This is a genomic window from Actinophytocola xanthii (genome assembly GCF_001921205.1).
GTDB classification, from domain to species: domain Bacteria; phylum Actinomycetota; class Actinomycetes; order Mycobacteriales; family Pseudonocardiaceae; genus Actinophytocola; species Actinophytocola xanthii.
Window position 1 is genome coordinate 229409 of the sequence record NZ_MSIE01000007.1, and the last position, 13617, is coordinate 243025.

General features: G+C 77.2%; 1 protein-coding gene. It reads right to left on the minus strand.

The window, feature by feature from the left end; all coding sequences use genetic code 11:
* Positions 1–7: 7 nt before the first annotated feature.
* Positions 8–13617 (minus strand): type I polyketide synthase (locus BU204_RS40615; protein WP_075124600.1); only part of this gene is annotated, 13610 nt, incomplete at its 5' end.

The following is a 13617-nucleotide window of genomic DNA, read 5'->3' on the forward strand; positions in this document are numbered from 1 at the left end:
CCCCCGCCTACGGCGTCTCGAGCTCGTCGTCGAGGATGCCGAACAGCTCCTCGTCATCGGCCGCCACCACATCACCGTCCAGAGTGGACATCTCGGTGTCGGTCAGGTCGGTCAGCAGCACCCGCAGCCGGACCGCGTCGGCTGGGCGCAGCGCCCGGATCGCCTCGGTGAGCGCGTCGAGGTCCGGCTCGGCCGGCGGTTCCGGCTCCGGGCGCAACCGCTCCCGCAGGTGTGCCGCGAGCGCGGCCGGCGTCGGGTGGTCGAAGACCACGGTCGCCGGCAGCCGCAGGCCGGTTGCCGCGGTGAGCCGGTTGCGCAGCTGTACCGCGGTCAGCGAGTCGAACCCCAGCTCGAGGAAGCCGCGCCGCGAGGTCACCGCCGCCGGGTCGGCGTGGCCAAGCGCCGTGGCGGCGTGCGCGCGGACGAGCGTGAGCAGGGCCCGGTCGAGGTCGGCGCCGTCGAGGCCGGTGAGCTGGACCGCCGGCACCGCCGCGGTCGGCCGCACCAGGTCGCGCAGCAGCGGCGAGGTGCCGGTGAGGTTCGCCTGGTCCAGCGCCACGGCGACGGGCACCGGGTCCTCGGAGGCCACCGCGGCGTCCAGCAACGCCAGTCCTTCCGATGTGGACAACGGAACGACGCCGGCGCGGGCCATCCGGTCCCGGTCGGCCGCGCCGAGATGGGCGGTCATGCCGCTGCGCTCGGCCCACAGTCCCCATGCGACCGAGACCGCCGGCAACCCCTCGGCGCGGCGGAGCACGGCCAGGGTGTCCAGGGCGGCGTTGGCGGCGGCGTAGTTGGCCTGCCCGGCCGTGCCGAACACCCCGGCCGCAGCGGAGAACAGCACGAACGCGCGCAGGTCGCGGTGGCGGGTGAGGTCGTGCAGGTGCCAGGCGGCGTCGGCCTTGGGTGCGAGCACCCGGTCGAGGCGGTCGGCGTCGAGGTCGGCGAGCAGCGCGTCGTCGAGCACGCCGGCCGCGTGCACGACGGCGCTCAGGTCGTCGATGTCGTCGAGCACGGTGGCGAGCGCGCCGCGGTCGGTCACGTCGCAGGCGAGCACCCGCACGTCGACCGGTTCGCCGTCCGGCGTGGCGAGGTCGACGTCGCCGCCGGTCCGGCCGAGCAGGACGAGCGAACGCACCCCGTGGGCGGTGACCAGGTGCCGCGCGACGGCGCGACCGAGGGTCCCGGTGCCGCCGGTGATGAGCACGGTGCCCGGTCCGGCGAGGACACCGTCCGGGACGGTGACCGTCGTCCTGGCGAGTCGGGGCGCGAGCGGGGTGCCGCCGCGGAGCAGCAGCTGCGGCTCTCCCGTCGCGGCCAGCTCGCGGACGCGGTCGTCGGTGAGCGCGTCCGGGTCGTCGGTGTCGAGGAGCAGGAACCGGTCCGGGGACTCGGCCTGCGCCGAGCGGACCAGTCCCCAGACCGCGGCCCCGGCGAGGTCGCGTGCGTCGGGCCCGGTGGCGAGGGAGGTGATCACGGCGACCGTGGCGTCGGTGCGCAGCACGGCGAGCACGTCACGCAGTGCGGCCCGGGTGGCGGCGGGCGGGTCGTCCCCGGTCGGCCGGACGCGGTGGACCACCACCTCCCGCGTCGGCGCGGCGGCGACCGACACCGGCCGCCAGTCGACCCGCCAGAGCGGCTCGGCGCGCTCGGTGGACAGCGGACGCAACACCAGCCGGTCGACGGTCACCACCGGCGCGCCGAAGGCGTCGGTGACGGCGAGGGCGACCCCTCCGTCCACGGCGGACAACCGGGCGTGTGCGGCGGTCGCGCCGGTCGAGTGCAGGGTGACGCCGTGCCAGGCGAAGGGGACCTGTGGACGGTCGGCGTCGGGAACGAGCCGGCCGGCGGCGATGGCGTGCAGCACGGCGTCGAGCAGCGCCGGGTGCACGCCGAACCCCGGCTCGTCGGCCGGCAGGGCCACCTCGGCGTGCACGTCGGCGCCGGCCCGCCGCACGGCGCGCAGGCCGCGGAAGGCCGGGCCGTAGGCCAGACCCGCGGCGGCGAGCTCCTGGTAGAGGCCGTTGAGCGGGATCGGCTCCGCGTCGGGCGGAACCGCGGCGTCCGGGGTGGACGGCCGGCGGGTCGGGGACAGGGTTCCGGTGGCGTGCCGGGTCCAGGGGTCGGTCGGGGCGGCGCGGGAGTGCACGGAGACCGGCCTGGCGCCGGTGTCGTCGGGCGCGCCGACGGCGGTCTGCACGGTGACCGAGCCGTCGTCGGGCAGGGTGAGCGGGGCCTCCATGGTCAGCTCGTCGAGGTGCTGGCACCCGCATTCGGCGCCGGCCCGCAGTGCCAGCTCCACGTGGGCGGCGCCGGGCAGCACCACCCGCCCGCCGACCAGGTGGTCGGCCAGCCACGGGTGCGTCGACACCGACAGCCGGCCGGTCAGCAGCGCGCCGTCGCCGTCCGCGACCGGGGTGACCGAGCCGAACGGGTGGTCGTCGCGGGCCGCGGCGCGGCGGGTGAGCCAGTAGCGCTTCCGCTGGAACGGGTAGGTGGGCAGCGCGACGGTACCGGCGTCGGGGATCGCCGGGTGCCAGTCGACGGGCACCCCGCGCACGTGCGCCTCGGCCAGGGCGGTGAGCAACCGGGCGCGGCCGCCGTCGTCGCGGTGGAGGGTGCCGAGCACGGCGGCTTCGGGGGCGAGGGCGTCCACGGTGTCCTGCACCGGGGCGCTCAGCACGGGGTGCGGGCTGACCTCGACCAGCACGGTGTGCCCGTCGGCGAGCAGGGCTCGGGTCGCCCGCTCGAACTCGACGGGTTGACGCAGGTTGCGGTACCAGTACTCGGCGTCCCAGGTCGCCTTCCCGTCGACCGCGGAGTAGACGGGAACGACCGGTTCGCGAGGGGTGACCGGGGCGAGGTCGGCCAGCAGCCGCTCGCGGATCAGCTCCACGTCCGGGGAGTGTGAGGCGTAGTCGACCGGGATCCGTCGGGCACGCTGGTACCGGTCCAGCACCGCCGCCAGGGCCTCGGGCGGTCCCGACACCACCGTCGAGTTGGGGCCGTTGACCGCGGCCACGCACAACCCGCCGGACAGGTCGACCTCCCGGGCCCGTAGCGGCACCGAGACCATCCCGCCCAGACCGGACAGCTCGGTCAGGGCACGGCTGCGCAACGCCACCACCCGCGCACCGTCCTCCAGCGACAACGCACCCGCCACACACGCCGCCGCGATCTCCCCCTGGCTGTGCCCCACCACCGCAGCCGGCTCCACCCCATAGTGGCGCCACACCGCCGCCAACGACACCATCACCGCCCACAACACCGGCTGCACCACATCCACCCGCGCCAACGCAACCTCGTCCCCCAGCACCTCCCGCGCATCCCAGTCCACAAACGACGACAAAGCGACAGCGCACTCGTCGAACCGGCCCGCGAACACCGGATCCTCCAGCAGATCCACCGCCATCCCAACCCACTGCGACCCCTGCCCCGGAAACAGGAACGCGACCCGGGCGCCGCCCTCGGCCCGTCCGGTCACCACGCCCGGGGCCGGACGGTTCGCGCCGAGTGCGGCGAGCCGGGCTCGGGTGGTCTCCTGGTCCGAAGGGTCGGCCAGGACGACGGCCCGGTGCTCGAACGTCGTCGTGCGGGTGGTGGCGAGCGAGAACGCCACCGCGGCGGGGTGCCCGGCCACGTCAGCGAGCCGCGCGGCCTGCTCGCGGAGGGCGTCGGCGGTGCGCCCGGCCAGCACCCACGGCACGAGCCCGGCCGCGGTGGGGTGCGGTCCGGCCGGCTCCGGGTCGCCCTGCTCGACGATCACGTGCGCGTTGGTGCCCGACACCCCGAACGAGGACACCCCGACCCGGCGCGGACGGCCGCGCTCGGGCCACTGCCGGGCCGCGGTGACCAGCTCGACGGCGCCGGCCGACCAGTCCACGTGCTCGGTCGGCGTGGTGACGTGCAGCGTCGCCGGCACCGTGCCGTGCCGCATCGCCAGGACGGCCTTGATGATGCCGGCGAGGCCGGACGCGGCCTGGGTGTGCCCGAGGTTCGACTTCACCGACCCGAGCAGCAGCGGGTGGCCGCGCTCGCGACCGTAGGTGGCGAGGACCGCCTCCGCCTCGATCGGGTCGCCGAGCGCGGTGCCGGTGCCGTGCGCCTCCACGACGTCCACCTCGGACGGTTCCAGGCCGGCGGCGGCGAGGGCGCCGCGGATCACCTGCTGCTGGGACGGTCCGTTCGGGACGGTCAGCCCGGTCGACGCGCCGTCGGAGTTGGTGGCGCTGCCGCGGACGAGGGCGAGCACCGGGTGGCCGTTGCGGCGCGCGTCGGAGAGTCGCTCGACCAGCAGGACCCCGACGCCCTCGCTCCACGCCGTGCCGTCCGCGCCCGCGGCGAACGGCTTGCAGCGGCCGTCCGGCGCGAGCCCGCGCTGCCGGCTGAACCCGACGAAGGCGTCCGGGGTGGCCATCACGGTGGCGCCGGCGACCAGGGCCAGCTCGCACTCCCCGTCGTGCAGTGCCCGCGCGGCCAGGTGCAGCGCGACAAGCGACGACGAGCACGCGGTGTCGACCGTGACCGCGGGGCCGGTGAGCCCGAAGGCGTAGGCGAGCCGCCCGGAGGTCACGCTGCCGGCGTTCCCGGTGAGCAGGTGGCCCTCCAGCCCCTCGGGCGCCTCGCGCAGGTCGGTGCCGAGGTAGCCCTGGAAGCCGGCGCCGACGAACACGCCGGTGCGGCTGCCGCGCGCCGCGGCCGGGACGACGCCGGCACGCTCGAAGGCCTCCCACGCCGTCTCCAGCAGCAGCCGCTGCTGGGGGTCCATCGCGAGCGCCTCGCGCGGGGAGATGCCGAAGAACTCCGCGTCGAAACCGGCCGCGTCGTACAGGAATCCGCCCTCACGGACGTAGGAGGTGCCGGGCCGGTCCGGGTCGGGGTCGAACAGGGTGGCGGTGTCCCAGCCGCGGTCGGTCGGGAACGGGCCGATCGCGTCGCCGCCGGCGGCGACGAACCGCCAGAGCTCCTCGGGGGTGTCGAGGCCGCCGGGGAACCGGCAGCTCATCGCCACGATCGCGATCGGCTCGTCGGTGCGGGTCGGGGCGGCGGGGCCGGTCCGGGCGCTCTCGCCGCTCAGGTGCTCGAGCAGCGCCCGTGCGGTGGGGTGGTCGAACACCAGCGTCGCCGGCAGCGGCCGGCCGGTCGCCTCGGCGAGCCGGGAGCGGATCTCCAGGGCGGTCAGCGAGTCGACGCCGAGCTCGCCGAGCGGGCGGTCGAGCGGGACGGCCGCTGGCGAGGCGTGCCCGAGCACGGCGGCGATCGTCGCGGGGACGAGCACCGCGAGGTCCGGGCCGCCGGCGGCGGGCCCCGGAGTCACCGGCGTCTCCGGCGCGGCGGGCGGCACCGCGGCGGGGAGGTCGGCCAGCAGCGGGCGGGGGCGGGCCGCGGTGAACAGGGTGGCGAACCGCGGCCAGTCCACGTCGGCGACCACGACCGCCGGCTCGGCGCGGTCCAGCGCGCTGTGCAGCTCGGCGACCGCGCGCTCGGGCGGCATCGGGACCAGGCCCTGCCGGCGCAGCCTCTGCTCGGACTCCTGGTCCGCCCCCAGCATCCCCTCGCCGGCCCACGGGCCCCAGGCGACGGCGGTGGCCGGCAGGCCGAGCGCGTGCCGGTGCTCGGCGAGCGCGTCGAGGTAGCTGTTCGCGGCGGCGTAGGGGCCCTGCCCGCCGCTGCCCCACACCCCGGCGACCGACGAGAACAGCACGAACGCGTCCAGGTCCCGGTCGGCGGTCAGCTCGTGCAGGTTCGCCGCGCCGGTCACCTTCGCGCGCAGGACCTCGGCGAGCTCGTCGGGGCCGGTGTCGATGAGCGGTCGCACGGCGGAGACGCCCGCGGCGTGGAAGACCGCGGTCAGGTCGGGCAGCCCGGCCAGCACGCCGGCGAGCGCGGCGCGGTCGGCGACGTCGCAGGCGACGGCGGTGACCGGGACGTCGAGGTCGAGGTCGAGGTCCGCGCCGGCGCCGGACCGGCCGAGCAGGACCACGTGCTCGGCGCCGGCCGCGGCGAGCCAGCGGGCGACGTGCCGGCCGATGCCGCCGGCACCACCGGTGACGAGCACGGTGCCGCGGGCGCGCCAGGCTGGCTCCCCGGCCGTGTCGGCCCGGCGCAGCCGTCGGGCATGCACGCCGGAGGGCCGCACCGCGACCTGGTCCTCCTCGCCCGCCGCGGACAGCACGGCGGCGAGCCGGTCGAACGCACGCTCGTCCGGCTCGGCCGGGAGGTCGACGAGCCCGCCCCACTGGCGCGGGTACTCGAGACCGAACACCCGTCCCAGGCCCCAGGTCATGGCGGCCTCCGGGCGCAGCTCCCGGTCGGCCGGGCCGACGCGGACCGCGCCGGAGGTGGCCAGCCAGAGCCGGAGCGGCTCCCCGGCGGCGGCGACGGTCTGGAGGAGGTCGAGCAGCTCGGCCGGCGGCCGGTCGCCGGTGACGACCAGGCCGGTCGGCTCGGCCGACGCCACCAGCTCGGCGTCGACCAGGTCCACGGCCGTCGCGCCCCGGGCCACGAGTGCCGCGGTGGTGGGTTCCTCGCGCGGGCCGCAGACGAGCCAGCCGGTCAACGGGCGGGCGGTGCCGGTGGTGGGCAGGGGCTGCCAGCCGACCCGGTAGCGCCAGCCCTCGCCCGCCGGCGGCGCGGTCGCCGCCGGCCAGTACCGGGTGCGCTGGAACGGGTAGGTGGGCAGCGGCACCCGCCGCCGACGGCCGGTGAGCACGGTGAGGTCGACCGGGAGGCCACGCACGTGCAGCTCGGCGAGCGCGGTGAGCAGCGCGTCGGGCTCGGACCGGTCACGTCGCTGGGTGGCGACGACGGTGACCTCGTCGGCGATCTCCGCCGGCAGCGACTCACGGGCGGCCGGGGCGAGCACGGCGTCCGGACCGACCTCGACCAGGGTGCGGGTGCCCTGCTCGGCGAGCCACCGGATGCCGTCGCCGAAGCGCACGGTCTCCCGCGCGTGGCGCGCCCAGTGGTCTGCCGGCAGGGCCTCGAGCGGGCGCCCGGTGCGGTTGCCGACGACCGGGACCGCCGGCGCACGGGGTGTGAGGCGGGCGCCGAGGTCGGCGAGCGCGGGCAGCACCGGGTCCATCCGCGCGGAGTGGAACGCGTGGGCGACCGGCAGGCGGCGGGTGCGGCGACCGGCGGCCGACCAGTGCTCGGCGACGGCCAGCACGTCGGCCTCGTCGCCGGAGACCACGGTGGCGCCCGGCCCGTTGACCGCGCCGATCGTCGCCGTGCCGACGAGCGTGGCGGCGACCTCGGCCTCGGTCGCGGCGACCGCGACCATCGCGCCGCCCGCGGGCAGCCCGGCCATCAGCCGGCCGCGGGCGGTGACCAGCTCGGCGGCGTCGGCCAGGTCGAGCATGCCCGAGACGTGGACGGCAACCAGCTCACCCAGCGAGTGCCCGAGCAGGTGGTCGGCGCCGACACCGCACCGCTCCAGCAGCCGGTAGAGCGCGACCTCGGTCGCAAACAACGCGGGCTGGGCGAGGTCGGTTCCGTCCAGCGGCGCACCGCCGATGACGGCCTCCGCCACCTCCGGTTCGAACGCCGCGCACACCTCCGCCAGGGCGTCGGCGTAGGCGGGGAACGCCGCGGCCAGCTCCCGGCCCATGCCGGTCCGCTGGGCTCCCTGGCCGCTGAACAGCAGCGCCATCCCGGTCGCCCGGCCCGCGGTCCCGCGTACGAGCCCCGCGGCGGGTTCGTCGGCGGCGAGGGCGGTCAGCGCGTGCCGCAGGGCCTGCGCGTCGCGGACGACGGCGACGGCGCGGTGCTCGAACGGCCGCCCGGCCGTGACCGTGCTCGCGGCCAGCTCGGCGAGCGGGTGGGTGTCCACGTGGGACAGCAGGCGGGCGGCCCCGGCGGCGAGTGCGGAAGCGGTCCTGGCCGACAGCAGCACCGGCCAGCAGGGCGGCTCCACGCCGCTCTGAGCTGGCTCGGTGACCGGCTCGGCCTGCTCGATGACGACGTGCGCGTTGGTGCCGCTGACCCCGAACGAGGACACCCCGGCCCGCCGCGGCCGCCCGGTCTCGGGCCACGGCCGGGTAGCGCCGACCAGTTCGACGGCGCCGGCCGTCCAGTCCACCTCGGACGTGGGGGTGTCGGCGTGCAGGGTGGCCGGCACGGTACCCGCGCGCAGGGCGAGCACGACCTTCAGCACACCGGCGATCCCGGCGGCGGCCTGGGTGTGGCCGATGTTGGACTTCACCGACCCGAGCAGCAGCGGCCGTTCCCGGTCCTGCCCGTAGGCCGCGAGCACCGCCTGCGCCTCGATCGGGTCGCCCAGCGCGGTCCCGGTGCCGTGCGCCTCCACGACGTCCACGTCGGACGGTCGGAGGCCGGCGTTGGCCAGCGCCTGGGCGATGACCCGCTGCTGCGCCGGGCCACTCGGCGCGGTCAGCCCGTTGGAGGCGCCGTCGGAGTTGACCGCCGAACCGCGCAGCAGCGCCAGCACCGGGTGCCCGTTCGCGCGCGCGTCGGACAGCCGCTCGAGCACGACGACGCCGCAGCCCTCGCCCCATCCGGTGCCGTCGGCGGTGTCGGCGAACGCCTTGCACCGGCCGTCGGGGGACAGGCCGCGCTGACGGCTGAACGCGAGGAAGGCCCGTGGCGTCGCCATCACCGAGGCGCCGCCGGCGAGCGCGAGGTCGCACTCCCCCTGCCGCAGCGACTGCGCCGCCAGGTGCAGGGCGACCAGCGACGACGAGCAGGCGGTGTCGACGGTGAGCGCCGGACCGGCCAGGCCGAGGGTGTAGGCGACCCGGCCGGACAACACGCTCGCCGAGGTGCCGGTGGCGAGGTAGTCGTCGGTGGGCACGAGCCCGGCGTAGTCCTGTCCGTTGCTGCCGGTGAACACGCCCGTGCGGCTGCCGCGCAGCGCGGTGGGATCGACGCCGGCGCGCTGCAGCGCCTCCCACGCCGACTCCAGCACGAGCCGCTGCTGCGGGTCCATCGAGACCGCCTCGCGCGGCGAGATCCCGAAGAAGTCCGCGTCGAACTCGGCGGCGTCGTGCAGGAAGTAGCCGTGCCGAACGTAGGAGTGGCCCGCGCGGTCGGGGTCGGGGTGGTAGAGGCGGTCCACGTCCCAGCCGCGGTCCGCCGGGAACTCGCTGATCGCGTCGGTGCCGGCGGCGAGCAGCTCCCAGAGCTCCTCCGGCGTGTGGACCCCACCCGGGAGGCGGCAGGCCATGCCGACGATCGCGACCGGCTCGTCCAGCGCCGCGGGCGCCGACGGGGCTCCGGCGACTGGGGACCCCGCGCCGCCCAGGTGCCTGGCCAGCGCGGCCGGGGTGGGGTGGTCGAACACGAGCGTCGCCGGCAGGCGTCGGCCGGTGGCCGCGGCCAGCCGGTTGCGCAGCTCGACGGCCATCAGCGAGTCGAAGCCGAGCTCGCGGAACGCCCGGTCCGGCTCGACCGCGGCGGCCTCGGCGTGCCCGAGAACCGCGGCGGTGTGGCCGAGCACCAGCCCGACGGGGTCGGTGTCCTCGACCGCCGGCTCCGGGGCGGCGAGCAGGTCGCGCAGCACCGCCGGGACCGCCGCCGGCGTCGCCGCGGTGTCGAACGCGGCCGGCACCAGCACGGCCTCCGGGCGGGTGAGCGCGGCGTCGAACAACGCGTGGCCGTCGCTCTCGGACAGCGCGCGCAGGCCGTTCGCGGCGATCCGGCGGGTGTCGGCGCGGGTCATGCCGGTCCCCAGCGCCCAGTAACCCCAGGCGAGCGAGGTGGCGGGCAGGCCGGCGCGGCGGCGGGTGTCGGCCAGCGCGTCGAGGAAGGCGTTCGCGGCGGCGTAGTTCGCCTGCCCGGCCGCGCCGAGGACGCCGGCGGCCGAGGAGAACAGCACGAACGCGACGAGGTCGCGGTCGCGGGTCAGCTCGTGCAGGTGCAGCGCGGCGTCCACCTTCGGGGCGAGCACCCGGTCGAGGGCGGGCCCGTCCAGGTTGGCGAGCACGGCGTCGTGCAGCACGCCGGCGGCGTGGACGACGGCGGTGAGGTCGGGCAGGTCGGCGAGCAGCCGGGCCAGGGCTGCGCGGTCGGACACGTCACAGACGAGGGCGCGGACACCGCGACCGAGGTCGGAGCCGTCGTCGCCGGACCGGCTGGCCAGCACGACCTCGCGAACCCCGTGCGTGTCGACCAGGTGTGTGGCGAGTGAGCGGCCCAGCCCGCCGGTGCCGCCGGTCACCAGGACGGTGCCGCCGCCGAGGTCGGGCGCGGAGCCGTGCCGGGCCAGGGCGGCGAGGCGGGGCACGAGCACGGTCCCGCCGCGCAGGGCGAGCTCGGGCTCCCCGGTGGCGAGCGCCGGCCCGAGCTCGGCGTCGGCGTCGGCGTCGGCGCCGGTATCGGTGTCGGTGTCGACCAGCTGGAACCGGTTCGGGTGCTCGGCCTGGGCGGAGCGCACGAGACCCCACACCGCGGCGAGGACCGGGTCGGGGTCGGCGTCCCGGTCGTCCACGGCGACGGCGGCGCGGGTGAGCACCGCGAGGCGGGCGTGCTCGGGCTCCTCGGCCAGCCAGGTGGTGAGGCGTCCCAGCACTTCGGCGGTCGCCTCCCGCACCGCGCGGGCCGGGTCGGCGCCGTCCGGCCGCCGCACCCGGTGGACGGCGACCTCGCCGGCCCGGGCGTCGGCCACGGGGACCCGGCGCCAGTCAATGCGGTACAGGTCGTCCTGGCGGCGCGGGACGGCGGAGGCTCCCCCGGCCAGCCAGTAGCGCTCACGCTGGAACCGGTAGGTGGGCAGGTCCACCCGGCGCGCCCCGGCGAACACCGGCGTCCAGTCGACGGCGGCGCCGCGGACGTGTGCCTCGGCCAGCGCGGCGTGGAAGCGGGCCGGGCCGCCGTCGTCGCGGCGCAGGGTGCCGACCACCGCGGCTTCGCTGCCCTCGAGGGTCTCCTGCATCCCCACGGCGATCACCGGGTGTGGGCTGACCTCGACGAACAGCCCGGCACCCGCGGCCATCGCCGAGCGGGTGGCCTGGTCGAACAGCACGGTGCGACGCAGGTTGTCGTACCAGTAGCCGGCGGCCAGCTCGCGCGTGTCGAGCTGCCCGCCGGTGACCGAGGAGTGGAACGGCACCTCGGCCGCACGCGGCCGCACCGGTGCGAGGTCGGCCAGCAGCCGGTCGCGGATCGCCTCGACCTGCGCGGAGTGCGACGCGTAGTCGACCGGCACGCGGCGGGCGCCGTCCACCTCGGCCAGCACCCGCTCCAGCGCGGCCGGCTCGCCGGACAGGACGGTGGAACGCGGGCCGTTCACCGCCGCGACCGACACCCCGGCGGCCACCGGAACCTCGTCCGCCCGCAGCGGCACCGACACCATGCCGCCCAGACCCGCGAGCGCCGTCAGCGCCCGGCTGCGCCGGGCCACCACCAGCGCGCCGTCAGCGAGGGACAGTCCGCCCGCGACACACGCCGCGGCGATCTCACCCTGACTGTGCCCGAGCACCGCGGCCGGTACCACGCCGTGCGCGCGCCACAGCTCCGCGAGCGACACCATGACCGCCCACAGCGCCGGCTGCACGACGTCCACCCGGTCCAGGTCCCGCCCCGAGCGCAGCACCTCGAGCAGCGACCAGTCCACGTGCTCGGCCAACGCGGCCCCGCACTCGGCGAGCCGCTCGGCGAACACCGGCTCGGCCAGCAGGTCGACGGCCATGCCCGCCCACTGGCTGCCCTGGCCGGGGAAGACGAACGCGACCGGGGCGGGGTCGGCCGGCGCCACCCCGAGCAGTGCCCCGGACACGGCTTCGAACCGGGCGAGCCGGCGCAGGTCGGCCACCAGCGCGTCGCGGTCCGCCGGCACGAGCGCGACCCGGTGCCGCAGCGCCGCCCGGCCGGTGACGAGCGCCGCCCCGACGTCGACCAGCGCGAGGTCGGGGTCGGCGGCCAGGTGGTCGGCCAGGGCATCCGCCTGGGCCGCCGTCGCCGCCGCCGTGTGTCCGGAGAGGACGATCGGAACACCCCGCCGGGCGGGCCTCTCGCCGGCCGGCTCGCAAGCGGGTGCCTGCTCGAGGATGACGTGCGCGTTCGTGCCGCTGACCCCGAACGAGGACACGCCGGCCCGGCGCGGGCGGTCGACCTCGGGCCACGGCCGGTTCGCCGCCGCGAGCTCGACCGCCCCCGCGCTCCAGTCCACGTGGGACGACGGGTTCTCCGCGTACAGCGACGGGGGCACCACCGCGTGCCGCAGGGCCAGTACGGCCTTCAGCACGCCAGCGGCGCCGGCCGCGGCCTGGGTGTGGCCGAGGTTGGACTTCACCGACCCGAGCAGCAGCGGGTGGCTCCGCTCCCGACCGTAGGCGGCGAGGATCGCCTGCGCCTCGATCGGGTCGCCGAGCGTTGTACCGGTGCCGTGCCCCTCCACGAGGTCCACATCGGACGGCTTCAGACCGGCGTCGGCGAGCGCGGCCCGGAGCACCCGCTGCTGGGACGGGCCGTTGGGCGCGGTGAGCCCGTTGGAGGCGCCGTCGGAGTTGACCGCCGTGCCGCGCAGCAGCGCCAGCACGGGGTGCCCGTTCGCGCGCGCGTCGGACAGCCGCTCCAGTACGACCAGCGCGCAGCCCTCACTCCACGCGGTGCCGTCCGCGGTGTCGGCGAACGGCTTGCACCGCCCGTCCGGCGCGAGGCCGCGCTGCTGGCTGAACGCGACGAACGCGTCGGCGTTGGCCATCACGGCGACGCCGCCGGCCAGCGCGAGGGTGGACTCGCCGCCGCGCAGCGACCGTACGGCGAGGTGCATCGCCACCAGCGCCGAGGAGCAGCCCGTGTCCACGGTGAGCGAGGGACCCTCGAGGCCGAACGCGTAGGACAGGCGACCGGAGGCGACGCTGCCGGTGGTGCCGGTGAGCAGGTGCGACTCGAGGCCGGCCGCCGCGTCCCCGGCGTCGGCCCCGTAGCCGTTCTGGGTGGCGCCGGCGAACACGCCGGTCGCGCTGCCCCGCAGCGAGGTGGGGTCGATGCCGGCGCGTTCCAGCGCCTCCCAGGCCACCTCGAGCAGCAGCCGCTGCTGCGGGTCGGTCGCGAGCGCCTCGCGCGGGCTGATGCCGAACAGCCCGGCGTCGAACTCCCCCGCCTCGTGCAGGAAGCCGCCGTCTCGGACGTAGCTGCGCCCCGGGGTGCCGGGCTCGGGGTCGTACAGGTCGGCGAGCGGCCAGCCGCGGTCGGTGGGGAACCCGGTGATCACGTCCCCGCCGTCGAGCACCAGCCGCCACAGGTCCTCCGGCGAGCGGATCCCGCCGCCGAACCGGCAGGCCATGCCGACGACCGCGACCGGCTCCTCGTCGCGGGCCGGCGCGACCGTGGCGACTGGTGCGGGGCCCTCGGCGCCGGTGAGCCGGGTGAGCAGGTGCGCGGCGAGCCCGCTGGAGGTGGGGTGGTCGAACACGACCGTCGCCGGCAGGGCCAGCCCGGTCGCGGCGGCGAGCCGGTTGCGCAGCTCGACCGCGGTGAGCGAGTCGAAGCCGAGCTCCCGGAACGCCTTCCCGGCCGGTACCGCCCCGGCGGTGTCGTGCCCGAGGACGACCGCGGCGTGCGTGCGGACCAGGGTCTCCACGACACGGTCCCGCTCGGCGGGGGGCAGCCCGGCGAGCCGGGCGGCGAGCCCGCCGCGGTCGGCCGGGCCGGCCG